The sequence below is a fragment of the Streptomyces sp. NPDC029014 genome, from assembly GCF_055564695.1.
Map to the genome: position 1 here is coordinate 67,164 of NZ_JBVHVT010000025.1, position 22,036 is coordinate 89,199.

The following is a 22,036-nucleotide window of genomic DNA, read 5'->3' on the forward strand; positions in this document are numbered from 1 at the left end:
GGGCGCACGGCCGCCCGCAGACAGCCCGAGGGGGCCGGGAGTTCGCACTCCCGGCCCCCTCGGGCCTTACCGGGCGGTGGTCAGGCGCCCAGCGGCAGCCCCTTCAGCGGCAGGGAGCCCACCGCGTCGGTCGGCACGGCACCGGTGAGCTGGCCGGCCGGCACCGCGTCGGTCGGCAGGCCCTTGGTGGCCGGGAGCCCGCCGAGCAGCGCGCCCGCGGTGCCCGCCACCTCGGTGGGGGCGGCGGGCAGCGCCTTGGCTGCGGTGTCCGCGGCCGACGTAGCGGCGGCCCCGCCGGTGCCGACCGCGTCGTTCGCGGTGGCGGTGGCGTCCGCGGTCTCCGGGGCGGTGAGCGCGCCCAGCTGGGGCACGGCCGAGTCCAGGCCCGCGGCGCTGGCCGCGCCGGCCGCACCGACCACGGGAGCGGCCCCGGCTGCGAGCAGCAGCGCGGAACGGGCGATCCGGCGGGTCAGGGGGAGGGACATGTTGCTCCTAAGCGGTAGCGGCTGAGTACGCCCCTACAACCGCTCCCGGGGCGGGGCGGGTTGCGGACCCCTTCGGTAAAGGATCGGCAACGCATCGTTTAATCCGCTTCCGGGAAAAGCGCATTGGATGTGCGCCGACCAGGGCTTCCGTGCCCGCCGGGGTCTCCGGCGGGCCGCTCGCTTCACCCCCGCGCGAGTGACGCCCCGTACGCACGGCCGAGGCGCCGGCCCGGCGTGTCTAGCCCTTCACGAAGATGCGGATCTCGCCCGGCACCGCGTTGTGCGGGTCGCCGTCGCCCGACTTCCCGGGGCCGCCCTTCTCCTGCCACCGGCCCTTCTTCTGCCCGGCGATCCAGCCCCGGTGGCCGTAGGAGACGCGCATGATGTTCATCCCGCGGGCGTTGGCCACCGCCCAGCCCGCGATCGCCCGGCTGCCGCGCACGGCCGGCTCGCCGCCGTCCTGCTTCTCCAGGACCGTGACCTCCGGCTCCTTGACCCCGCCCCGCTCCTGCGTCGGGCCGGGGCCAGCCTGGCTGCTGCTGTGCATGCCGGCCTTGGAGAAGATCCGGTTCAGCTCCGCCCGGACCCTCTGCGGGTCGCCCGGATCCGTCGGCGCGGGCCCGCCGCAGGTCAGCTCCCCGGCTCCGGCGAAGGCCGCCGTCAGGACCATCGCGTCCGGCTCGTGCTTCGCGTACGCCTGCGGGTACCCGCTCAGCTGCACCTTCTGCGCGGCCTCCGTCAGCGGCAGCCGCGAGTACCCCTTCACCTGGACCAGCCGGTCGTAGAAGATCCCCGCCGAGTACACCGGGTCCTTGATCTGCTCGGGCGTGCCCCAGCCCTGCGAGGGCCGCTGCTGGAACAGCCCCAGCGAGTCCCGGTCGCCGTGGTTGAGGTTGCGCAGCGCCGACTCCTGCATGGCCGTCGCCAGGGCGATGGTCACGGCCCGGTCGGGCAGTCCCTTGGCGACGCCGACGGCGGCTATCGTCGCCGCGTTCGCCGCCTGCTCCGGCGTCATGTCGTACGTACGGCGGGAGTCCCCGCCCGGAGCGTCCTCGGCCAGATCCGCGGCCGTGCAGTGCGGCGCCCCGCCGCCGCCCATCGACTCGAACCGCACGACGAGGTAGCCGACGAGCGCGAGCAGGACGCACAGGCCGGCGGCCGTGCGGAGCCGACGGCCACGGCGGGGGCGGGGAAGATCGCTCTGGGACACGCGGCCCACCGTACTTGAGCCACGTGCCGCGTCCAGTGAGCGGACGTGAGACGTTCGCCGCAGCCGGGCGCGTTAGGGTCGGGACATGTCCGAATCCGAGCTGGACCTCACCCTCGACGCAGCCGAGCTGACCGCCCGGCTCGTCGACATCCCGTCCGTGAGCGGCGACGAGAAGGTCCTCGCCGACCTGGTGGAGCACGCCCTGCGCGGCCTCCCCCACCTCACGGTCGACCGGTACGGCAACAACGTCGTGGCCCGCACGCACCTCGGCCGGGCCGAGCGCGTCGTGCTCGCCGGCCACCTCGACACCGTGCCGATCGCCGACAACGTCCCCTCGCGCCTCGACGAGAACGGCGTGCTGTGGGGCTGCGGCACGACCGACATGAAGTCCGGCGTCGCCGTGCAGCTGCGCATCGCGGCCACCGTGCCCGAGCCCAACCGCGACCTCACCTTCGTCTTCTACGACCAGGAGGAGGTCGCCGCCGACCTCAACGGCCTGGGCAAGGTCGCCGCCGCCCACCCCGACTGGCTCGCCGGCGACTTCGCCGTCCTGCTGGAGCCGTCGAACGCCGAGGTCGAGGGCGGCTGCCAGGGAACCCTGCGGGTACTGCTGCGCACCACCGGCGAGCGCGCCCACTCCGCCCGCAGCTGGATGGGCTCCAACGCCATCCACGCCACGGCCCCGATCCTGGCCCGGCTGGCCGCGTACGAGCCCCGCAGGCCCGTCATCGACGGCCTGGAGTACCACGAGGGCCTCAACGCGGTCCGCATCGAGGGCGGCGTCGCCAACAACGTCATCCCCGACGCCTGCACGGTGACGGTCAACTTCCGCTACGCCCCCGACCGCACCGAGGCCGAGGCCCTCGCCCACGTCGAAGAGGTCTTCGCGGACTGCGGCATCGCCGAGTTCGTCGTCGACGACTCCTCCGGCGGCGCCCTGCCCGGCCTGTCCCACCCGGCGGCGGTCGCCTTCATGGCGGCGGTCGGCGGCCGCGCGATGCCCAAGTTCGGCTGGACCGACGTCTCCCGCTTCAGCGCGCTCGGCGTCCCGGCGGTCAACTACGGCCCGGGCGACGCCCTGCTGGCGCACAAGGTCGACGAGCGCGTGGAGACCAAGGCGATCCTGCACTGCGAGGAACGACTCCGCGCCTGGCTGACCTCCTGAATTCCGCTTCCCTTCACCTTCGTGCGCCTAGGCTGGGCCAACGATCAGCAGGAGGGAGCACATCATGGGCAACCACCGCAATTCCGACGGTTCCGCTCGTCGACGTCCCGAGGAGCAGCAGCTCGGACCGGTACTGCGCCGACGGGGGCAGGTGCAGGCGGGCAGCACGACGGACCAGCGGCTGCTGGACTCGGCAGGCCCCACCGAGTGGGTGCACACCGATCCCTGGCGGGTCCTGCGCATCCAGTCGGAGTTCATCGAGGGCTTCGGCACGCTGGCGGAGCTGCCGCCCGCGATCAGCGTGTTCGGCTCGGCGCGCACGCCGGCCGGCTCGCCCGAGTACGAGGCGGGCGTCCGGATCGGCAGCGCGCTCGTCGACGCCGGCTTCGCGGTGATCACCGGCGGCGGGCCGGGTGCGATGGAGGCGGCCAACAAGGGCGCGCGGGAGGCCAACGGCATCTCGGTGGGCCTCGGCATCGAGCTGCCCTTCGAGCAGGGGCTCAACGCGCACGTCGATCTGGGGCTGAACTTCCGGTACTTCTTCGTCCGCAAGACGATGTTCGTGAAGTACAGCCAGGGGTTCGTGGTCCTGCCGGGCGGACTCGGCACGCTGGACGAGCTGTTCGAGGCCCTGACCCTGGTCCAGACCCAGAAGATCACCCGGTTCCCGATCGTGCTGTTCGGCACCGAGTACTGGAGCGGCCTGGTCGACTGGCTGCGCAACACGGTCGTCGCGCAGGGCAAGGCCTCCGAGCGCGACCTCTACCTCTTCCACGTCACGGACGACGTGGAAGAGGCGATCGCCCTCGTGACGAAGGAAGTCGGCAAGTAGCGCGGCGGCGCCGCGCAGCAGCAGCGGGATCCGCCGCCGCGGCCGGCCGGGGCCGTGCGGTCGCCGGGGACGGGCTCAGGCCAGTCCCCGGCGGGCCACCGCAGGCTCCCGCAGCCCCTGGATCGAGCGGACCATCTCCAGGACCTGCCGGGTCTCGGCGACCTCGTGGACGCGGTAGACCTGCGCGCCCAGCCAGGCCGAGACCGCCGTCGTGGCCAGCGTGCCCAGCAGGCGCTCCTTGACCGGCCGGTCGAGGGTCTCGCCGACGAAGTCCTTGTTCGACAGCGACACCAGCACCGGCCAGCCCGTCTCCGTCATCTCCGCCAGGCGCCGGGTGGCCTCCAGCGAGTGCCGGGTGTTCTTCCCGAAGTCGTGCCCCGGGTCGATCATGATCGCGTCGCGCCGTACGCCGAGGGCCGCGGCCCGCTCGGCCAGGCCCACGGTGACCCGCAGGATGTCCGCCATCACGTCCTCGTACCCGGTCCGGTGCGGCCGGGTGCGCGGCTCGACCTCGCCGGCGTGCGTACAGACCAGGCCCGCGCCGTACCGGGCGGCGACCTCCGCGAGCTTTGGATCCACCCCGCCCCAGGCGTCGTTGAGCAGGTCCGCGCCGGCCTCGCAGACGGCCTCGCCGACCTCGTGCCGCCAGGTGTCCACGCTGATCACCACGTCCGGGTGGCGGCGCCGGACCTCGGCCACGAAGCCGACCGTGCGCCGGGCCTCCTCGGCCGCGTCCACGTGCTCGCCCGGACCGGCCTTGACCCCGCCGATGTCGATGATCGCCGCGCCCTCGGCCACCGCCTGCTCGACCCGGTCCAGGGCGGGCTCGTCGCGGAACGTCGCGCCCTGGTCGTAGAAGGAGTCCGGCGTACGGTTCACGATCGCCATGATCACCGGCTCGTGGGTGTCGAACTCGCGCCTGCCCAGTCGCAGCATCCCGTTCTTTCCTCCTCAGGCGGCCCGTGCGCCGCGCCTGTGACCTTAACCTGGTGATCGGAGTGGTCCCCAGCTACCGCTGGGAGGTGCCCCCCAGAGTCTCTCAGGGAGTCGATCGTGTTCTGGTTCTTGCTGATCGCGCTGGTCGTGGTCGTCGCCGCGGTCACCCTGGCGGTGGTGGGCGGCGGCTCGGAGCCCGTACTGCCCGAGGCGGAGCCGGACCGCGTGGCCGACGCGCTGCCCGAGAGCCGCCCGGTCGTGCCGGCCGACATCGACGCGCTGCGGCTGCCCGTGGCGCCCCGCGGCTACCGGATGGCCGAGGTGGACGACGTGCTGGAGCGGCTCGGGGCCGAGCTCGCCGAACGCGACGCCCGGATCGCCGAGCTGACGGCGGCTGCCGCGCACCCCGGGGCCCCGGGCGTCCTGGCCGTTCCCGGCGCCTCCGCTGCCGGGGGTGCCACGCCCGCTGCCGCTCACGCCGCCGACGCCGAAGCCGACGCCGGCGAGGCCGAGCGGTCGCAGGAGCCGGACGCCGTCGACCTGTCGAAGGACGCCCGGTGACCGCCCTCGCCGGACCCGACGGGGGTCTGCGCTGCCCGTGGGCGCTGTCCACCGAGGACTACATCGCCTACCACGACACCGAGTGGGGCCGCCCGGTGCACGGGGACGACGCCCTCTACGAGCGGCTCTGCCTGGAGGCCTTCCAGTCGGGGCTGTCCTGGCTGACGATCCTGCGGCGGCGCGAGGGCTTCCGTGCGGCCTTCGCCGACTTCCGGATCGCCGCCGTCGCCCGGTACGACGAGGAGGACGCCGCCCGGCTGCTCGGCGACGAGCGGATCATCCGCAACCGGGCCAAGATCGAGGCGACCCTCGCCAACGCCCGGGTCCTCGCCGAGTGGGAGCCGGGCGAACTCGACGCCCTCGTCTGGTCCCACGCCCCGGAGCCCGGCCGGGCCGCCCCGCAGGACATCTCCGAGGTCCCGGCCGTGACCCCGGAGTCCACCGCCCTCGCCAAGGCCCTGAAGAAGGCGGGCATCCGCTTCGTCGGCCCCACCACCGCCTACGCCCTGATGCAGGCCTGCGGCCTGGTCAACGACCACCTGGCCGCCTGCGCGGCCCGCACCCCGCCCCCGCCGCCTGACGGGGGCACGGGCCCGGGCGGCCGCCGCCCGGGCCGGTCCGTACGTCCCGGCTAGCGGCCGGTGTACTTCGGCTTCTCCTTGGCCAGGAAGGCCGCGACCGCGATCGCGTGGTCCTCGGAGGCGCCCGACCGCGTCTGCAGCTCGTCCTCCTTCTCCAGCGCCTCGGCCAGCGAGCGCCCCGCCCCGAACGCCAGCGCCTGCTTCAGCCCGGCGTAGGCGACCGTCGGCCCGTCCGCGAGGCGCCGCGCGACCTCGGCGGCGGTGTCCGCGAGCTCCGCCGCCGGCACCAGCCGGTTCACGAGGCCGAGCTCCTGGGCCTCCTGCGCGGAGATCGAACGCGGGAACAGCAGCAGGTCCGCCGCCCGGCCGGGGCCGATCAACCGCGGCAGGGTCCACGACAGCCCGGAGTCGGCGGACAGCCCGACCCCGGCGAACGCGGTGGTGAAGCTCGCCGTGTCGGCCACCACCCGGTAGTCCGCGGCCAGCGCGAAGCCGAAGCCCGCCCCGGCGGCGACGCCGTTCACCCCGGCGACCACCGGCTTCGGCATCTCCGTGATCGCCCGCACGATCGGGTTGTAGTGCTCGCTCACGGTGCCCAGCGCATTGCCCGAGCCGGACTCCCGGGCCGCCTGGAGGTTCCCGACGTGCTCCTTCAGGTCCTGGCCCACGCAGAAGGCCCGACCGGTGGCCGTCAGCAGGACCGCCCGCACGCCCGGGTCGGCGCCCGCCGCCTGCAGGGTGTCCCGCAGGGCGACCTTCAGCTCCGTGTTCAGCGAGTTCATCGCGTCCGGACGGTTCAGCGTGATCGTGGCGAGCCCGTCGGTCACGTCGTACAGCACGGTGTCGGCCATGGCAGGTGGTGTTCCCCTCCGTCGCGGACCCGGCCAGCGGATCGGTACTGGCCGGTACAGGGCCAGCATGGCGGACCCGGCCGGTCCAGGGCATGTGATGTGCGTCAAAGAAAGCGGTCGGCGGGCCGCCGCAGAGCGGGCGAAGTATCGCAGGCAGGTCCCCGAAATGAGTGGTTTTGGCAGAGCGCGTTGCGCAAGCGTTCCCCGCTGATGTTGGTCATCGGGTCCTGACATGCGGGATAATGGCCTGGAAGCAATGTGTTCGATGCCGGGTTCCAGGCGCCTGAATGGGGCCGTCGGCTGACGATGAGCTGGTTTCAGGAAGGGGAACGAGCATGGCGGCCATGAAGCCGCGGACGGGCGACGGCCCGCTCGAGGTCACCAAGGAGGGGCGGGGCATCGTCATGCGCGTACCGCTCGAGGGCGGCGGTCGGCTGGTCGTCGAGCTGACGCCGGACGAGGCGGACGCCCTGGGTGACGCCCTGAAGAAGGTCGTCGGCTGACCCGTCGGCACCACCTGCACACTCTGCGCTGCCCCGGCCGCCGCGATCCGCGGCCGGGGCAGCGTTGTGCCGGGCGGCCCCCGAGCGGACCCGCGCGGGCGGGCCGCCGCTGATCCGGCCGCGGATCTCGTGCGCCCGCGCGCCTGCCTTCCCCCCGGCCCTGCCTTCCTCCGGCCCTGTGTTCCCCTTCCCCCCGGGCCCTGCGTTCCCCTCCGGCCCTGCGTTCCCCTTCTTCCCCTTCCGTCCGCGCTCCCGCCGTCCGCAGCGCCGCGCGGGGGCTGCCGCCTGCCGAGAGCCGTGCCGTGACCTTCACCGCCCCCGCCCCGCCCGCCTTCGCCGACTGCACCCCCCGCCAGAAGACGGCCCGGGTCCTCACCGACGCCCTGGCCCCCGCCAACCTCGTGGTCGCCCTGCTGCTCGCCGTCGGCTGGCACAGCACCGGCTCCTGGTCCGGCCTCGGTTGGGGGCTGCTCGCCGCCCTGTTCTGCGGGGTCGTGCCGATCGGGATCATCCGCCTCGGCGTGAAGCGCGGCGCCCTGACCGACCAGCACATCCGGGTGCGCCGCCAGCGGGTCGTGCCCATGGTGCTGAGCCTGGTCTCCGTCGCCGCGGCCATGGCCCTGGGCCACGCCCTCGGCGCACCGCGCGAGGTGGTCGCGCTCGTCGTCGCCATGCTCGTCGGGCTGGTCTCGTCCCTGCTCGTCACCCTCGGCTGGCAGATATCCCTTCACATGTCGGTGGCAGGCGGGGCCGTGATGGTCCTGGTGCTGGCCTTCGGGACCCCGCTGCTGCTCGCGGTGCCCGCCGGCGTGGCCGTGGGCTGGTCCAGGCTGGTCCTCAAGGCGCACACGCCCGCCCAGGTCCTGGCCGGCACCGTGCTCGGCGCGACGACCGCGCTCACCTTCGCGCTGCTGCGCTGACGCCCCCACCGGCCGGGCCGCCCGGCACCGCCCTCCGGCTCCTGTCGCCTTCCGCCGTCCTGCGCGCCCGGGTCAGCGCCTGACCGCGCAGAGCAGGCCGTCGCCCACCGGCAACAGGGCCCCCTCCAGCGCGGGGCTCTCCCGGACGCTGCGCAGCAGCTCCCGGACCCGCAGCACCTCGGTCTCCTGGGCGGAGGAGTCGACCGTGCGCCCGTCGCAGAAGACCCCCTCGAAGCACACCAGTCCGCCGGGGCGCAGCAGACGCAACGATTCAGCGAGGTATTCGAGGGACTCGGCGGGATCCCCGTCGCAGAACACGAGGTCGTACCCGCCGTCGGCGAGCCGGGGCAGCACGTCCAGCGCCCGGCCGGGGATGAAGCGGGCGCGGTTGCCCGCGAAGCCGGCGGCGCGGAAGGCCTGGCGGGCGAAGGCCTGCCGGTCCGGCTCGGGGTCGACGGTCGTCAGCACCCCGTCCGGGCGCATGCCGTGCAGCAGGTGGATGCCGGAGACACCGGTCCCCGTGCCGATCTCGGCGACAGCCTTGGCGTCGGCGCTGGCGGCGAGCAGGCGCAGCGCGGCCCCGGTGCCGGGGGAGACGGAGCGCAGGCCCGCTTCCCTGGCCCGGTCGCGGGCCCACCGCAGAGCGTCGTCCTCGGCGACAAACGCGTCGGCGAACGCCCAGCTCGTCTGCCGGTTGCCGGTAATGACCCTCTCCTGTCCCCATAGTTGGCGCAACGGTGACTGTATCCGCTGACGTCGGGAACCCGCAGATGGGACCGGGCGTTGGACCAGTGGCGGCAACGCGCCGACGAGCGAGGCAAAAGGGGCGTACGGGCGAGACGGGGGCGGGACGGATGGGGACGGCACCGGGCAGATCGGCGCCGCGGGCCCTCCGCGCCGCGGGCAAAGAGAAGGCAAAAAAGCTTATCCGGAGCTGACGGGAGGGGTGGCTATGGTAGGGGCTCCACTGGACACCACCAGAGCCGATAGGGGAGGTGCGGCTGCGCCTGTGGATCGTCGAGGCGTACTGAGGCGTCTCTTCTGGTCGGCGGGTGAGCCGAAATCCGTGACCGACATTGCTGACCGCATCCACACCGCCGACACCGCAACCACCGCGACCTTCGCCGCCGATGCGGGCTCGCAGGCGTGGACCCCTCCCACGTGGGAGGAGATCGTCAGCACGCACAGCGCGCGGGTCTACCGTCTCGCCTACCGCCTGACGGGAAATCAGCACGACGCCGAGGACCTGACGCAGGAGGTCTTCGTCCGCGTCTTCCGCTCGCTGTCCACGTACACGCCGGGCACGTTCGAGGGCTGGCTGCACCGGATCACCACCAACCTCTTCCTCGACATGGTCCGCCGCAAGCAGCGGATCCGTTTCGACGCGCTCGCCGAGGACGCCGCCGAGCGGCTGCCGAGCCGCGAGCCGTCCCCGCAGCAGGTGCTGCACGACACCCATTTCGACGCCGACGTGCAACAGGCGCTGGACACCCTCGCGCCCGAGTTCCGCGCGGCCGTGGTGCTCTGCGACATCGAGGGCCTGTCGTACGAGGAGATCGCCGCCACGCTCGGCGTGAAGCTCGGCACCGTGCGCAGCCGTATCCACCGCGGCCGTTCGCACCTGCGCAAGGCGCTGCGGCACCGCTCCCCCGAGGCGCGCGCGGAGCAGCGTGCGCTGACCGGAGCCGCTGTGGGTGCCCCGGGTGCCGGGGGAGAGGGCGGGGCCGAGTGAGTGAAGTCAGCCCTTCCCCCGCCGAGCAGCACCTGGGCGACCGCCTGGCCGCCCTGGTCGACGGGGAGCTGAACCACGACGCGCGCGAGCGGGTCCTGGCCCACCTGGCCACCTGCGCCAAGTGCAAGGCCGAGGCCGACGCCCAGCGCCGCCTGAAGACCCTGTTCGTCGAGAGCGCGCCGCCGCCGCTGTCCGCCGGACTGCTGGCGCGGCTCCAGGGGCTGCCCGGCGAAGGCCCGGACGGCCCGTCCGGCGCGTCCGGCCCTTCAGGACCGTCCGCAGCCGGCACCTTCGGGTACACGGCTCCCGCGCCGCCGCAGCAGGGCTTCCGGATCCACGAGGTGGGGCGGCCGCGGCGCCGCTTCGCGTTCGTGGCGGCCGGGGCGGTGTCCCTGGCGGCGATCGCGCTGGGCGGGACGCTCCCGCTGGACCTGGTCGAGCCGAACGCACGGGGCGAGGCCCCGGCCTCCAGGCCCGGCTCCGCCGTGCCGGCGGCCCCCGTGTCCGGGACCGGCCCGGGCCCGGGCCCCGGCTCCGGCCCGGCCGTGTCCGTGGCCGACGCGGTGATCCGCGACCGGGAACCGCGCACCGGGATCACCGCCTCCCCGCTTCCCACGGCTCCACTGCCGCCGGTCCACCCCTCGGCGTCCACCACCCCGCGCCCGGTCTCGCTGCTCCGCTGACCCCCTCGCCCGGGCGGGAGGGCGGTGGCCGCTCCCGGCCGGGCACCCACCTGGTTGAATCTGCGGCAGGCGCGCCGCCCGGCGGTGCCACAGGATTCCGGGGAGCGCCCATGGCCGACCAGCAGCAGTCCGACCCGGCCCCGACCTGGTGGAGCCGCCCCGCCGGTCCCCCTCCCGGGCCGCGCCCCGAACCCGGCCCCGACGCCGGGCCGGGGCAGGTCGAGGAGGCCGGCGCGGAGCCCGCTGCCGCGGACCACGGCGCCGACCACGGCGCGGGCGCCCCGCCCGCGGCCGCAGCCGCCGCCGGCGGGCCCGGACCCGCGACCGGGCCGGCGTACGACCCGTGGAGCGTCGCCCCGCTCCAGGTCGCCGACCGGGGCCGGGAACCCGGCGGCCGCGTGGTGCGGCTGCGCCACGTGCTGGCCCTCGGCCTCGGCATCGCCCTGCTCGCCGGCGGCGCCGGGGGCTGGTTCGGAGTGCTCGCCGAGCGCCGCAGCAGCACCCGCCTCGAACTCCCGCAGGCCGCGGTCGACGCCAAGGGCCGCGCCCCCGACAGCGTGGCCGGGATCGCCGCAGCCGCGCTGCCCGGCGTCGTCACCCTGCACGTCCGCGGCGCCACGGGCGGCGGCACCGGCACCGGCTTCGTCCTCGACCCGCAGGGCCACATCCTCACCAACCACCACGTCGTCGCCGGCGCCAAGGACATCACGGTCACCTTCGGCACCGGCGAGAGCGTCGACGCGGAGCTCGTCGGCCAGGACAGCGGGTACGACCTGGCGGTGGTCCGCGTCACCGGGGTCAGGGGCCTGCAGCCGCTCGCCCTCGGCAACTCCGAGGACGTGCAGGTCGGCGACCCGGTGGTGGCCATCGGCGCCCCCTTCGACCTCTCCAACACCGTCACCGCCGGCATCATCAGCGCCACCGGCCGGCCCATCACCGCGGGCGGTGACAAGGGCGACGGCAGCGACATCAGCTACGTCGACGCCCTGCAGACCGACGCCCCCATCAACCCCGGCAACTCCGGCGGCCCGCTGCTGGACGCCAAGGCCCACGTGATCGGCATCAACAGCGCCATCCGCGGAGCCGAAAAGGCCGGCACCGAGAAGCAGAGCGGCAGCATCGGCCTCGGCTTCGCCATCCCCGTCAACCAGGGCAAACGGGTCGCCGAGGAGCTCATCCGCACCGGCAAGGCCACCCACCCGGTCATCGGCGTCACCCTCGACATGCAGTACACCGGCGACGGCGCCCGGGTGGGCACCGAGGGCGAGGGCGGCAAGCCGGCCGTCACCCCCGACGGGCCCGCGGCCCGCGCCGGGGTCAAGCCCGGCGACGTGATCACCAAGGTGGACGGCCGACGCGTGCACGGCGGCGACGAGCTGATCATCAAGGTCCGTGCCCTCCGGCCGGGCGCCCCGCTGCGCCTCACCGTGCTCCGCGACGGACGCGAGCTCACCCTGCCGCTCGTCCTCGGGTCGGCGAACGGATCATGACGTTCGGGGGAAAGCACGGCTGATCTCGTACCGATGTAGGGCCTGACCGGCCGGGCCGGGTACCGTTGTCGTGGCCCGACGTGAAGAGAGCCGAGGAGCGGCAAGGTGTTCAACGACATAGGCGCACTCGAGCTGGTCACCATCGTGGTTCTCGGCATCCTCATCTTCGGCCCGGACAAGCTGCCGAAGGTCGTCCAGGACGTCACGGGCTTCGTCCGGAAGATCCGCGCCTTCTCCGACAGCGCCAAGCAGGACATCCGCTCCGAACTGGGCCCGGAGTTCAAGGACTTCGAGTTCGAGGACCTGAACCCGAAGACGTTCATCCGCAAGCAGCTCGCCGAGAACGAGGACCTGCGGGACATCCGGAGCAGCTTCGACCTGCGCAAGGAGCTGAACGAGGTAACCGACGCCGTCAACAGCAGCGAGTCCGAGGCCGCCCCGGACCTGCTGAAGAAGCCGGCCGCCCCGGCCGCGGAGCAGCGGACCTGGTCCGACGCCGACGCCACCTGAGCCTCGTCCTGCCCGGCGATCCGGGGTCCGGTGGCTATCCTCCATGAGTCCGGACCAGGGCGCCCGAGGTGGGGGGTCCCCCCAACGACCTGTGGGGGAGGGCCGTTCCGGACCCAACGGAACGAGAGGCCGCATCGATGGAGACGACGAGCAGCAGCCGGGTCGGCGCACAGCCCGCAGAAGCACCCGACCTGCCCGAGCTACCCGACCTGCCCGCAGCCGCAGCACCGGCCGAACCCGCCGCGGCGCCCGCGGCGGCCGCAGCACCGGCAGTACCTGCCGCCGTCCCGGTGACGGCCCCGACGGCCCCCGGGTCGCCCCGGGAGGCCGCCCGGCCCGTGGCCGCGGCCCGGCGCACGGCCGAGGGCTTCCTGCGTGCCGACTTCCCCTGGTACGGGCTGGACGAGGCCTTCACCGGCCCGCGCTGGCTGATGCAGGTCGGTACCGGTGCCGACGGCACCGTCGAGCACGGCTCCACCGGCCACGGCGACGAGCCGTCCGTCCGCGGGGAGATCGCCACCGGTGAGAAGGAGCGCTTCGCGGTGGTCGTCACCGTCGCGAGCAACCCGCTGCGCCGCAGCGGCGACGGCACCGGTGTCCTGGAGGCCACCTCGGTCTCCTCCGCGGCCTGGCTGGCCGGCTCCGGGCTGCTGGCGTACAGCTGGCCCGGCCAGATGGACCACAGCCTGCGCGACAACTGGCTGGAGCAGCAGACCGAGGCCGCCTGGGAGCTCGCCGACGACCTCGACGGGCCCGACTGGTCGGTGCTCTCGCTGCCCGTCGACGGCGAGCCGACGTCCTTCCACTACCGCGAGTCCGAGTTCGGCTGGGTGCTGGCCGGGTCCACCGCCGCCGGGGTGCACCTGGGCGCGTACGGGCGCGGCATGAGCGCCTACGGGCTCGGCTTCTCCGCCATCGGCGACCTCGCCGCCTACCAGCAGTAGCCCGCAGCCGGCAGCCCGCAGCGGGTACGCGAAAGGGCACCGCCGGCGGCGGTGCCCTCCACGGAGGCGGCCCGGATCCCGGGCCGCGCGGTCAGAACTTGTTGCGCGGGGTGATGCCCAGCGACATGCCGGCCAGGCCCCGGGCGCGGCCGCCCAGCTTGCCCGCGATGGCGCGCAGCGCCGCGCCGGCCGGGGAGTCCGGGTCGGCCAGGACGACGGGCTCGCCCGCGTCGCCGCCCTCGCGCAGCCGGACGTCGATCGGGATGGAGCCCAGCACCGGGACGGTCGCGCCGACCGTCCGGGAGAGGCCGTCGGCGACCTTCTGGCCGCCGCCCGTACCGAACACGTCGACCATCTCGTCGCAGTGCGGGCACGGCAGGCCGGCCATGTTCTCGACCACGCCGACGATCTTCTGGTGGGTCTGGACGGCGATCGCACCGGCCCGCTCGGCGACCTCGGCCGCGGCCTGCTGCGGGGTGGTGACGACGAGGATCTCCGCGTTCGGCACCAGCTGGGCCACCGAGATCGCGATGTCGCCGGTGCCCGGCGGCAGGTCGAGCAGCAGCACGTCCAGGTCGCCCCAGAACACGTCGGCGAGGAACTGCTGGAGGGCGCGGTGCAGCATCGGCCCGCGCCACACCACGGGCGCGTTGCCCGGGGTGAACATGCCGATGGAGATGACCTTCACGCCGTTGGCCGACGGCGGCATGATCATGTTCTCGACCTGGGTGGGCTTGCCCTCCACGCCCAGCATGCGCGGCACGCTGTGGCCGTAGATGTCCGCGTCGACGACGCCGACCTTCAGGCCGTCCGCCGCCATCGCCGCGGCCAGGTTCACCGTCACCGAGGACTTGCCGACGCCGCCCTTGCCGGAGGCGACCGCGTAGACACGGGTCAGCGAGCCCGGCTTGGCGAACGGGACCTCGCGCTCGGCGGTGCCGCCGCGCAGCGTGGCCGCCAGCTCCTTGCGCTGCTCGTCGCCCATCACGTCCAGCGACACGGAGACCGAGGTGACGCCGGGGACCTTCGCCACGGCCTCGGAGACGTTGCGCTGGATCGTCTCGCGCATGGGACAGCCCGACACCGTCAGGTAGACCGTGACGGCGACCGCGCCGCCGTCGCCGATCTCCACCGATTTGACCATGCCGAGCTCGGTGATCGGCCGGTGGATCTCGGGGTCGTTCACCGTCGCCAGTGCGTCGAGGATCGCGTCCTGCTCGGGCACGGCGGCGGAGCTTGTGTCGGTAGCCATGCCCCCGATGGTACGGCTCGGTAGCCTGCCTCCGGTAAGGCTGCTAGCGGTCGCCTTCGTCACTCTCCGCTGGGAATAGACGACGCTCGTCCATCTCCTTGATCAGGTCCTGGAACTCCGACCGGATCCAGTCCCGCGTCGCGACCTCGCCCAGGCCCATCCGCAGCGCTGCGATCTCCCGGGTCAGGTATTCGGTGTCCGCGATGGACCGCTCGTTCTGCTTGCGGTCCTGCTCCAGGTTGACCCGGTCGCGGTCGTCCTGCCGGTTCTGCGCGAGCAGGATCAGCGGGGCCGCGTACGAGGCCTGCAGCGACAGCATCAGCGTCAGGAAGATGAACGGGTACGGGTCGAAGCGCAGGTGGTCCGGGGCGAAGATGTTCCACAGCACCCACATGACGATGACCAGCGTCATCCAGACGATGAACCGGCCCGTGCCGAGGAACCGGGCCACCCGCTCCGACAGCCGCCCGAAGGCCTCCGGGTCGTACTCCGGCAGCAGCGAGCGGCGCGGCGCCCGCGGCTGGTCCAGGCGCACCCGCGAGCGGGTCAGCGCGCTCGACCCGGTCGACTGCCCGGACCTCGCGCGCTCGGCCCGCTCGGCGGCCCGCTGCTCCGTCCGCTCGGACCCGTCCAGCAGCCCGCTCTCGCGGGCCTGGGCCCGCGCCTGCTCGCGGCGTTCGCGGATCTGCTCGCGGCGCCGCTCGCGGGCCTGCTCGCGGTCCCGCCCCCGGTCAGTAGCCACGTACGGCCTCCTCGGCGTGGAAGTCCGTCTCCCGCCAGTCGTCCGGCAGCAGGTGGTCGAGCACGTCGTCGACGGTCACCGCGCCGAGCAGCGCGCCGCCCTCGTCGACGACCGGTACGGCGACCATGTTGTACGCGGCCAGGAAGCTGGTCACCGCGGCCAACGAGGCGTCCGGTCGCAGCGGCGGCAGGTCCGTGTCCACGATCGAGCTGACCAGGGTGAACGGGGGGTCCCGCAGCAGCCGCTGGAAGTGCACCGTGCCCAGGTACTTGCCGGTCGGCGTCTCGTCCGGCGGCCGGCACACGTACACCTGCGCGGCCAGCGCCGGCGACAGGTCCGCCTGCCGCACCCGGGCCAGCGCGTCCGCGACCGTCGCGTCCGGGCGCAGCACGATCGGCTCGGTGGTCATCAGACCGCCCGCGGTGTTCTCCTCGTACGACAGCAGGCGGCGCATGTCGGCCGCGTCGTCCGGCTGCATCAGCGTCAGCAGCCGCTCCTTGTCGTCCTCGGGCAGCTCCGACAGCAGGTCGGCCGCGTCGTCCGGGTCCATGGCCTCCAGGACGTCGGCGGCGCGCTCCTCCTTCAGCTTGCCGAGGATCTCCACCTGCTCGTCCTCGGGCAGCTCCTCCAGGACGTCCGCGAGCCGGTCGTCGTCGAGGGCGCTCGCCACCTCGGCGCGCCGCTTCGGGGTCAGGTGGTGCAGGACGTTCGCCACGTCGGCCGGGCGCATCTGCTCGAAGGTGGCGACCAGGTTCTCGGCGCCCTGGCCCTCCTCCTCCAGGGAGAAGCCGGTCACCGCCGACCACTCCACGGTCAGGGTCTCGCCGCGGCGGCGCAGCGCCCCTCCCTTGCCCTTGCGGACGAAGATCTTGTCGATCTCCCAGTCGCGGCGGGCCGGCAGCTGCTGGATGGCCACGTCGAGGACGGTGGCCTCCTCGCCGGTCGCGGTCAGCAGCACCCGGCGGTCGAGCAGTTCGCCGAGGACCAGGCGCTCGGTGGGCCGCTGCTCGAAGCGTCGCATGTTCACCACCCCGGTGGTGATCACCTGCCCGGACTCCACGCCCGTCACCCGGGTCATCGGCAGGAAGATCCGGCGCCGGCTCACCACCTCGACCACCAGGCCCAGCAGCCGCGGCGGGCGCCCCCCGACGCGCAGCATCGCCACGAGGTCGCGGACGCGGCCGACCTGGTCACCGTTGGGGTCGAAGACGGGCACACCCGACAGATGGGACACGAAGATCCGCGGGGCGCCTCCAGCCATACCGGCGCCTCCCGTTGCCTCGTGTCCACCGACAGTCCTGCCGCCCCTCAGGCTAGCCCGTACGCCGCGCAGACGTCCTGGTGGGGCCGTCCGGCCGGGGAGGCCCCGCGGGCGCGGTGCCCGCCGTACGGGCGGGTACGCTGCCTGCTGCCCGAAGACGTACGACGAGAGGCACCTGCCCGTGACCGCCTACTTCCCCGCCGCGCGCCTGCGCCGGGCCGCGTTCGCCGGGCTCCTGTGCGCGGGCCTGGCCGTCACCGGCACGGGCTGCGGGGCGGACCCCGACGAGGGCACGAACGGGGTCGGCAAGCTCTCCGCGGGCCAGATCGAGGGCAAGGCGAAGGCCGCGGCCGGCGCCGCCTCCTCGGTGCACCTGTCGGGCACCCTGGTCAGCGGCGGAAAAACCTTCACGCTCAACGTGCGCCTGGGCAAGGACGGCGGCTCCGGCGAGGTGAAGTCCAAGGAGGACACCTTCCAGCTGCTGCGCGTCGGCGAGCAGCTGTACCTGAAGGCGAGCGCCGCTTTCTGGGGGACCTCCGAGGCGGCCGGGAAGCTCGGCGACAAGTACGTGAAGGTGCCCGAGAGCGACCCCACCTACAAGCAGTTCCGCGGCTTCACCGACATGCACGTGCTCCTCGACGGGCTGCTCGGGCTCGACGGCAAGCTCGCCAAGATCGAGGACTACACCAAGGTCGGCCCCACCCCCGCGGTCCAGGTGACCGCCGACCAGGGCAAGGGCGGCAAGCTGTCGGTCTCCCTGGAGGGCACCCCGTACCCGCTGCGCATGGAGCGGGCCGGCGGCGCCGGCGCGGTCGACCTCAGCGACTGGGGCAAGCCCGTCCCGCTGGAGGCGCCCGCGGCGGACCAGACCCTCGACTACGGCTCCCAACTGCCCACGACGAAGGACAAGGAGCCCGGCGGGTCGGCCTCCCCGGCGCCCGGCGGCAGCAAGGGCACGGGCCAGGGATCGAACCCGGGCCAGTGAACCCGGGCCAGTGAACCCGGGCCCTCCCGCCCGGGCGGCCTAGCGGGCGGACCTGCGGCGCTTCAGCAGCAGCTTCGGCAGCCCCGCCGGGATCGGCCGGCGGGTGACCGCCGGCGCGCCCTGCGGGACGGCGGCCAGCGACCCGTCCGGCAGGTCCGTGGTCGCGGCGACGGGCTCCAGGCGCAGCAGCCGGCACTCGCGGGCCCACCGCGCGGTCATCGTCTCGGAGTCGGGGGCGTTCAGCCGCTTGCCCTTGAGCTCGGCGACGGCGGCCTCCCACGGCTCGCTGCCGGGCGCGAGCTCCCGTACCGCCGCCGTCCAGGCGACCAGTCGGCCGCCCTTGTCCTTGCTGCGCACGGTCACCTCGGCCGCAGCCCCGTCCGCGAGGTCCGGCAGCGGCTGCTCCCCGGGCCCGTCGCCCAGCACGTGGGCCGCGCCGTCCACCCAGGCGTGCCACAGGGCCCGGTCGGCCCCGGAGCCGCGGACCCAGATCAGGCCGGACTTCTTGGTGGCCTCCTCGACGAGGGCCAGGTCGAGCGTGCTGAGAGTCATGCGCACAGCGTAGGGGGTCGAGGAGGGCGGGCCGGGGGCCGCCCCGAGGGCCCCTACAGCCAGCCGTTGCGGCGCAGCGCGCGGTGGATGGTGAAGCAGGAGCCGACGATGGCCGTCATCACCATCGGGTAGCCGTACTCCCAGTGGAGCTCGGGCATGTGGTCGAAGTTCATCCCGTAGACCCCGCAGATCATCGTCGGCACGGCGATGATCGCCGCCCAGGAGGTGATCTTGCGCATGTCCTCGTTCTGGGCGACGGTCGCCTGCGCCAGGTTCGCCTGGAGGATCGAGTTCAGCAGCTCGTCGAAGCCGACGACCTGCTCGTTCACCCGCGCCAGGTGGTCGGCGACGTCGCGGAAGTACTTCTGGATGTCCGGGTCGACCAGCCGCATCGGCCGCTCGCTGAGCAGCTCCATCGGCCGCAGCAGCGGGGCGACGGCCCGCTTGAACTCCAGGACCTCGCGCTTGAGCTGGTAGATGCGGCCCGCGTCGCCGCCGCGCGCACTGCCCTTCGCGGGCGCGGCGAACACCGCGCTCTCCACCTCGTCGATGTCGTCCTGCACGGCCGCCGCGACCGCGATGTACCCGTCGACGACGTGGTCGGCGATGGAGTGCAGCACGGCCGAGGGGCCCTTGGCGAGCAGCTCGGGGTCGTCCTGGAGACGGTGGCGCAGCCCCCGCAGGGAGCCCTGGCCGCCGTGCCGGACCGTGATGACGAAGTCGGGGCCGGTGAAGCACATCACCTCGCCGGTCTCCACGACCTCGCTGGTCGCGGTGAGTTCGGCGTGCTCGACGTAGTGGATGGTCTTGAAGACGGTGAAGAGGGTGTCGTCGTAGCGCTCCAGCTTCGGCCGCTGGTGCGCGTGGACCGCGTCCTCCACCGCGAGCGGGTGCAGGCCGAAGACGGTGGCGATCCCCGCGAACTCCGCCTCGGTCGGCTCGTGCAGGCCGATCCAGGCGAACCCGCCGTCCTCGCGGACCCGCCGGATCGCCTCACGCGGCGTCAGACAGGCAGGTCCGGCGACGCGCCGGCCGTCGCGGTAGACGGCGCAGTCGACCACGGCGCTGCTCGCCGACGGGTCGCGGGTGGTGTCGTAGCCGGGCTGGACGGGGGTGGACCGGCGCAGGGCCGGACGTACGGCGGCACGCAGGTAGGGCAGCATCGACATGGCAGGCTCCTTCGCACGCACGGCGGCAGCCGTACGGGGTGTGGAGGCCCCTTCCGGGCGGCACGGCACGACACCGTCGGCGGGCACGCGGAAGCGGCCGGAAGGAACAAACAGGACGGGAGGACAACGTTCTGCCGTCGCTCTTCTGCTGATCAGATGATCAAAACGGGCGGAAGGTGCCCGTACGGGACGCGGAAGAGCGGTTGGTACTGCACGATCGACCTCGCTTCATCGCAGTCCCCACCTCCTCCGGCCGGTCCTCCGTGGAGGACTTCCTGTCGCCTGATGCCCGGAGACATGCTTCTGCATGCGGCATCGGCCAGCGGACAACACTATCAGCCGACGGATGGTCAAGACCCGCCCTTTACCCGCCTCATACGAGTTCTATGCTCGCTCCATGGCAGAAATTCTGGCTCTCGTGGAGGCCCGGCTGCGCAGCGCCCTCGGTGAACCCGACGCCCGCGCCGCCGTCACCTTCCTCGGCACCGACCGCATCGAGGTGCTCCGTTTCACCGGCGGCGGACTCGTCCGGTACGCCACCCTCGGCATGTCCGCGAACCCGATGACCGATCCGACCGCCATGGTCGCCGACCCGCTGCGCGGCCCCCGCGCCGAGCTGGTGCTGACCGTGCGGGCCGGCCGTGCGGCCACCGACAGGGTGCTGCGGCCGCTCGCCGTACTGGCCGCCTCCCCGCAGGTCGAGGGGCTGGTCGTGGCACCCGGCGCATCCCTCGACGTGGGGGAGCCACTGTGGGAGGGGGCGCCGTTCACCTCGGTGCTCGTCGCCGAGCCCGGCGGGCTGGTGGAGGACCTCGAACTGGACGGGCCGAGCGACCCGGTGCAGTTCCTCCCGCTGCTGCCGATGACGTCCAACGAGGCGGCGTGGAAGCGGGTCCACGGTGCGGCCGCCCTCCAGGAACGGTGGCTGGCACAGGGTACGGACCTGCGCGACCCGCTGCGCTCCGCCGTGCCGCTGGACTGAGACATCCGGACGGGTGATCGCGTCTTGACGGGGCGCCGGGCGGGGAGGAGCGTGGCTTCTTATGAGGGGCGAACCGAGTTGCCCGAAGTGCGGTGGCCGGGTCAGGGCGCCCGGACTCTTCTCCGACTCCTGGCAGTGCGCGGTGCACGGCGCGGTGCACCCGCTCCAGCCCGTCATCCCGCCCAGCGTGGAGGGTCTCAGCGTGGTGGTGCACCGGGCGCGGGTACCGGTGTGGATGCCGTGGCCGCTACCGGTGGGGTGGCTGTTCACGGGGGTGGCCTCGGCCGGTGACGACCGCAGCGGCGGCAGGGCGACCGCGGTGGCCTGCTCGGGGCCCGGACCGCTCGGCGGAATGGGGGAGTTGCTGCTGATCGCCGAGGAGCTGGGCGTCGGACTGGGCGCGCGGTTCGCCGGCATCGACGGCCCCGACCCGGGCACGTACCTCGACGTGTCGGCCCCGCCGCACGCCAAGGTCGTCGCGGCGGGACGCCCCACCCCGCTGTGGCACGTGAAGGGCGCCCCCGACGACCGGGCCGTCTTCGCGGGAGAGGCCCGCGGACTGTGGCTGTGGGCGATCGCCTGGCCGGAGCGGTCGGGCATGCTCATGTACGACGAGCTGGTCCTGACGGACCTGCGGGACGCCGGCGCCGAACTCGAACTCCTGCCCTGCGGCGCCGTGAGCCCGCGGATCCTGGACCCGTAGCGGCGGCGGACGGCGCCGCAGGGCATCCGCCGCCGGGGGGCCGGGGCGGCCGCCCGGGCGGCCGGACGCTATCCTGAGGTGTCCCCCGTACCCGCGACCCCTGGAGCCATGGCCGTGCGCATCGACCTGCACGCCCACTCCACGGCTTCCGACGGAACCGACACCCCCGCCGAGCTGGTCCTGGGAGCGGCCGCCGCCGGGCTCGACGTGGTCGCGCTGACCGACCACGACACCGTGCGGGGATACGCCGAGGCCCTCGCCGCGGCCCCGCGCGGACTCACCGTCGTCACCGGCATGGAGCTCTCCTGCCGCCTCGACGGCATCGGCATGCACCTGCTCGCCTACCTCTTCGACCCCGAGGAGCCCGAGCTCGCCCGCGAGCGGGAGCTCGTCCGCGACGACCGCACGCCCCGCGCCCAGGCCATGATCGGCAAACTGCGGGCGCTCGGCGTGGACGTCACCTGGGAGCAGGTCTCCCGGATCGCCGGCGGCGGCTCCGTGGGCCGGCCGCACATCGCGACCGCCCTCGTCGAACTGGGCGTCGTCCCGACCGTGTCGGACGCGTTCACCCCGGACTGGCTCGCCGACGGCGGCCGCGCCTACGCCGAGAAGCACGAGCTCGACCCCTTCGACGCCATCCGCCTGGTCAAGGCCGCCGGCGGCGTCACCGTCTTCGCGCACCCCGCGGCCGTCAAGCGCGGCCGCTGCGTCCCCGAGACCGCGGTGGCCGAGCTCGCGGCCGCCGGCCTGGACGGCATCGAGGTCGACCACATGGACCACGACGCCGACACCCGCAGCCGGCTGCGCGCCCTCGCCGGCGAGCTGGACCTCCTCGTGACGGGCTCCAGCGACTACCACGGCAGCCGCAAGACCTGCCGGCTCGGCGAGTACACCACCGACCCCGAGGTCTACGGCGAGATCACGCGCCGCGCGACCGGGGCCTTCCCCGTGCCGGGCACCGGCGGAGCCGCCGGCGCGTGAGCCGCG

General features: G+C 73.8%; 25 protein-coding genes. 15 read left to right on the top strand and 10 right to left on the bottom strand.

Features of this window, described 5'->3' with window-relative positions:
• Window positions 1-80 precede the first annotated feature (80 nt).
• Complete coding sequence (locus tag ACZ4VL_RS16150) at window positions 81-485, bottom strand: ATP-binding protein (protein WP_468200067.1); 405 nt, start codon at window positions 483-485, stop codon at window positions 81-83.
• Between the two features lie 238 nt (window positions 486-723).
• A complete protein-coding gene (locus tag ACZ4VL_RS16155; RefSeq protein ID WP_468200069.1) occupies window positions 724-1,695 on the bottom strand; it encodes a hypothetical protein in 972 nt (323 codons plus the stop codon).
• Between the two features lie 85 nt (window positions 1,696-1,780).
• Between ACZ4VL_RS16155 and dapE the strand changes: the two genes are divergently transcribed.
• A complete protein-coding gene (dapE, locus tag ACZ4VL_RS16160; protein ID WP_361089241.1) occupies window positions 1,781-2,860 on the top strand; it encodes a succinyl-diaminopimelate desuccinylase in 1,080 nt (359 codons plus the stop codon).
• 64 nt (window positions 2,861-2,924) lie between these two features.
• On the top strand, window positions 2,925-3,692 hold the full coding sequence (locus tag ACZ4VL_RS16165; protein ID WP_404234094.1) for an LOG family protein: 768 nt from the start codon (window positions 2,925-2,927) through the stop codon (window positions 3,690-3,692).
• 75 nt (window positions 3,693-3,767) lie between these two features.
• Here ACZ4VL_RS16165 and folP read toward each other — a convergent pair whose 3' ends face one another.
• A complete protein-coding gene (folP, locus tag ACZ4VL_RS16170; protein ID WP_468200071.1) occupies window positions 3,768-4,628 on the bottom strand; it encodes a dihydropteroate synthase in 861 nt (286 codons plus the stop codon).
• Between the two features lie 117 nt (window positions 4,629-4,745).
• Here folP and ACZ4VL_RS16175 point away from each other — a divergent pair, with 117 nt between their 5' ends.
• Window positions 4,746-5,189, top strand: coding sequence for a DivIVA domain-containing protein (locus tag ACZ4VL_RS16175; RefSeq protein WP_468200072.1), 444 nt, complete (start codon window positions 4,746-4,748; stop codon window positions 5,187-5,189).
• The gene (locus ACZ4VL_RS16180; protein WP_468200073.1) at window positions 5,186-5,824 is read left to right on the top strand and encodes a DNA-3-methyladenine glycosylase I; all 639 of its coding nucleotides are present in this window, start codon (window positions 5,186-5,188) and stop codon (window positions 5,822-5,824) included. Before ACZ4VL_RS16175 ends, ACZ4VL_RS16180 begins: the two co-directional genes overlap by 4 nt.
• On the opposite strand, the gene chcB is transcribed toward ACZ4VL_RS16180, so the two are convergent.
• Window positions 5,821-6,621, bottom strand: a complete 801-nt coding sequence (chcB, locus tag ACZ4VL_RS16185) for a 2-cyclohexenylcarbonyl CoA isomerase (protein ID WP_404234086.1) — start codon at window positions 6,619-6,621, stop codon at window positions 5,821-5,823. The genes ACZ4VL_RS16180 and chcB overlap by 4 nt on opposite strands.
• 335 nt (window positions 6,622-6,956) lie before the next feature.
• Between chcB and ACZ4VL_RS16190 the strand changes: the two genes are divergently transcribed.
• Together ACZ4VL_RS16190 and ACZ4VL_RS16195 are read left to right on the top strand one after the other, a co-directional pair.
• Window positions 6,957-7,124 carry a DUF3117 domain-containing protein gene (locus ACZ4VL_RS16190; protein ID WP_003966491.1) on the top strand — a complete coding sequence of 56 codons (168 nt, stop codon included), beginning with the start codon at window positions 6,957-6,959 and terminating at the stop codon, window positions 7,122-7,124.
• A 302-nt stretch (window positions 7,125-7,426) separates the two neighbouring features.
• Window positions 7,427-8,044 (top strand): phosphatase PAP2 family protein, encoded by a 618-nt coding sequence (locus ACZ4VL_RS16195; RefSeq protein ID WP_468200074.1) that lies wholly within the window; start codon window positions 7,427-7,429, stop codon window positions 8,042-8,044.
• A gap of 72 nt (window positions 8,045-8,116) precedes the next feature.
• Here ACZ4VL_RS16195 and ACZ4VL_RS16200 read toward each other — a convergent pair whose 3' ends face one another.
• Window positions 8,117-8,779 (bottom strand): O-methyltransferase, encoded by a 663-nt coding sequence (locus ACZ4VL_RS16200; RefSeq protein ID WP_361089226.1) that lies wholly within the window; start codon window positions 8,777-8,779, stop codon window positions 8,117-8,119.
• Between the two features lie 217 nt (window positions 8,780-8,996).
• Here ACZ4VL_RS16200 and sigE point away from each other — a divergent pair, with 217 nt between their 5' ends.
• From sigE to ACZ4VL_RS16225, 5 genes are all read left to right on the top strand, one after another.
• Window positions 8,997-9,776, top strand: a complete 780-nt coding sequence (gene sigE / locus ACZ4VL_RS16205; RefSeq protein ID WP_361089224.1) for an RNA polymerase sigma factor SigE — start codon at window positions 8,997-8,999, stop codon at window positions 9,774-9,776.
• Window positions 9,773-10,459, top strand: coding sequence for a zf-HC2 domain-containing protein (locus tag ACZ4VL_RS16210; protein ID WP_468200076.1), 687 nt, complete (start codon window positions 9,773-9,775; stop codon window positions 10,457-10,459). Before sigE ends, ACZ4VL_RS16210 begins: the two co-directional genes overlap by 4 nt.
• A gap of 110 nt (window positions 10,460-10,569) precedes the next feature.
• Window positions 10,570-11,949 (top strand): S1C family serine protease, encoded by a 1,380-nt coding sequence (locus ACZ4VL_RS16215; protein ID WP_468200077.1) that lies wholly within the window; start codon window positions 10,570-10,572, stop codon window positions 11,947-11,949.
• A gap of 105 nt (window positions 11,950-12,054) precedes the next feature.
• On the top strand, window positions 12,055-12,459 hold the full coding sequence (locus tag ACZ4VL_RS16220) for a sec-independent translocase (RefSeq protein WP_404234078.1): 405 nt from the start codon (window positions 12,055-12,057) through the stop codon (window positions 12,457-12,459).
• A 137-nt stretch (window positions 12,460-12,596) separates the two neighbouring features.
• A complete protein-coding gene (locus ACZ4VL_RS16225) occupies window positions 12,597-13,403 on the top strand; it encodes a hypothetical protein (RefSeq protein ID WP_468200078.1) in 807 nt (268 codons plus the stop codon).
• 91 nt (window positions 13,404-13,494) lie between these two features.
• On the opposite strand, the gene ACZ4VL_RS16230 is transcribed toward ACZ4VL_RS16225, so the two are convergent.
• The 3 genes from ACZ4VL_RS16230 to ACZ4VL_RS16240 all read right to left on the bottom strand — a co-directional run bounded on the left by ACZ4VL_RS16230 (window position 13,495) and on the right by ACZ4VL_RS16240 (window position 16,658).
• Window positions 13,495-14,655 carry an Mrp/NBP35 family ATP-binding protein gene (locus ACZ4VL_RS16230; protein WP_468200080.1) on the bottom strand — a complete coding sequence of 387 codons (1,161 nt, stop codon included), beginning with the start codon at window positions 14,653-14,655 and terminating at the stop codon, window positions 13,495-13,497.
• 43 nt (window positions 14,656-14,698) lie between these two features.
• Window positions 14,699-15,292, bottom strand: coding sequence for a DUF1003 domain-containing protein (locus tag ACZ4VL_RS16235; protein ID WP_468200102.1), 594 nt, complete (start codon window positions 15,290-15,292; stop codon window positions 14,699-14,701).
• Window positions 15,293-15,386: 94 nt separating this feature from the next.
• Window positions 15,387-16,658, bottom strand: coding sequence for a magnesium transporter MgtE N-terminal domain-containing protein (locus tag ACZ4VL_RS16240; RefSeq protein ID WP_468200082.1), 1,272 nt, complete (start codon window positions 16,656-16,658; stop codon window positions 15,387-15,389).
• A gap of 181 nt (window positions 16,659-16,839) precedes the next feature.
• Between ACZ4VL_RS16240 and ACZ4VL_RS16245 the strand changes: the two genes are divergently transcribed.
• The gene (locus ACZ4VL_RS16245) at window positions 16,840-17,643 is read left to right on the top strand and encodes a hypothetical protein (RefSeq protein ID WP_468200083.1); all 804 of its coding nucleotides are present in this window, start codon (window positions 16,840-16,842) and stop codon (window positions 17,641-17,643) included.
• A 39-nt stretch (window positions 17,644-17,682) separates the two neighbouring features.
• On the opposite strand, the gene ACZ4VL_RS16250 is transcribed toward ACZ4VL_RS16245, so the two are convergent.
• Together ACZ4VL_RS16250 and ACZ4VL_RS16255 are read right to left on the bottom strand one after the other, a co-directional pair.
• Entirely contained in the window at window positions 17,683-18,195 is a 513-nt protein-coding gene (locus ACZ4VL_RS16250; RefSeq protein WP_361089208.1) for a hypothetical protein, read from the bottom strand.
• Window positions 18,196-18,248: 53 nt separating this feature from the next.
• The gene (locus tag ACZ4VL_RS16255) at window positions 18,249-19,364 is read right to left on the bottom strand and encodes a magnesium and cobalt transport protein CorA (protein ID WP_361089206.1); all 1,116 of its coding nucleotides are present in this window, start codon (window positions 19,362-19,364) and stop codon (window positions 18,249-18,251) included.
• 397 nt (window positions 19,365-19,761) lie between these two features.
• Here ACZ4VL_RS16255 and ACZ4VL_RS16260 point away from each other — a divergent pair, with 397 nt between their 5' ends.
• The 3 genes from ACZ4VL_RS16260 (at window position 19,762) to ACZ4VL_RS16270 (ending at window position 22,030) form a co-directional block, all read left to right on the top strand.
• Complete coding sequence (locus tag ACZ4VL_RS16260; protein ID WP_468200085.1) at window positions 19,762-20,346, top strand: suppressor of fused domain protein; 585 nt, start codon at window positions 19,762-19,764, stop codon at window positions 20,344-20,346.
• A 61-nt stretch (window positions 20,347-20,407) separates the two neighbouring features.
• On the top strand, window positions 20,408-21,049 hold the full coding sequence (locus tag ACZ4VL_RS16265) for a DUF6758 family protein (protein WP_468200087.1): 642 nt from the start codon (window positions 20,408-20,410) through the stop codon (window positions 21,047-21,049).
• A gap of 114 nt (window positions 21,050-21,163) precedes the next feature.
• Window positions 21,164-22,030 (top strand): PHP domain-containing protein, encoded by an 867-nt coding sequence (locus ACZ4VL_RS16270; protein ID WP_468200104.1) that lies wholly within the window; start codon window positions 21,164-21,166, stop codon window positions 22,028-22,030.
• The last annotated feature ends 6 nt before the right edge of the window (window positions 22,031-22,036 follow it).

Bases quoted from the DNA above. Each gene is read 5' to 3' on its own strand.
- ACZ4VL_RS16150 (WP_468200067.1), bottom strand. From the start codon at position 485: ATGTCCCTCCCCCTGACCCGCCGGATCGCCCGTTCCGCGCTGCTGCTC.
- dapE (WP_361089241.1), top strand. From the start codon at position 1,781: ATGTCCGAATCCGAGCTGGACCTCACCCTCGACGCAGCCGAGCTGACC.
- ACZ4VL_RS16165 (WP_404234094.1), top strand. From the start codon at position 2,925: ATGGGCAACCACCGCAATTCCGACGGTTCCGCTCGTCGACGTCCCGAG.
- folP (WP_468200071.1), bottom strand. From the start codon at position 4,628: ATGCTGCGACTGGGCAGGCGCGAGTTCGACACCCACGAGCCGGTGATC.
- chcB (WP_404234086.1), bottom strand. From the start codon at position 6,621: ATGGCCGACACCGTGCTGTACGACGTGACCGACGGGCTCGCCACGATC.
- ACZ4VL_RS16190 (WP_003966491.1), top strand. From the start codon at position 6,957: ATGGCGGCCATGAAGCCGCGGACGGGCGACGGCCCGCTCGAGGTCACC.
- sigE (WP_361089224.1), top strand. From the start codon at position 8,997: ATGGTAGGGGCTCCACTGGACACCACCAGAGCCGATAGGGGAGGTGCG.
- ACZ4VL_RS16215 (WP_468200077.1), top strand. From the start codon at position 10,570: ATGGCCGACCAGCAGCAGTCCGACCCGGCCCCGACCTGGTGGAGCCGC.
- ACZ4VL_RS16225 (WP_468200078.1), top strand. From the start codon at position 12,597: ATGGAGACGACGAGCAGCAGCCGGGTCGGCGCACAGCCCGCAGAAGCA.
- ACZ4VL_RS16230 (WP_468200080.1), bottom strand. From the start codon at position 14,655: ATGGCTACCGACACAAGCTCCGCCGCCGTGCCCGAGCAGGACGCGATC.
- ACZ4VL_RS16240 (WP_468200082.1), bottom strand. From the start codon at position 16,658: ATGGCTGGAGGCGCCCCGCGGATCTTCGTGTCCCATCTGTCGGGTGTG.
- ACZ4VL_RS16250 (WP_361089208.1), bottom strand. From the start codon at position 18,195: ATGACTCTCAGCACGCTCGACCTGGCCCTCGTCGAGGAGGCCACCAAG.
- ACZ4VL_RS16255 (WP_361089206.1), bottom strand. From the start codon at position 19,364: ATGTCGATGCTGCCCTACCTGCGTGCCGCCGTACGTCCGGCCCTGCGC.
- ACZ4VL_RS16260 (WP_468200085.1), top strand. From the start codon at position 19,762: ATGGCAGAAATTCTGGCTCTCGTGGAGGCCCGGCTGCGCAGCGCCCTC.
- ACZ4VL_RS16265 (WP_468200087.1), top strand. From the start codon at position 20,408: ATGAGGGGCGAACCGAGTTGCCCGAAGTGCGGTGGCCGGGTCAGGGCG.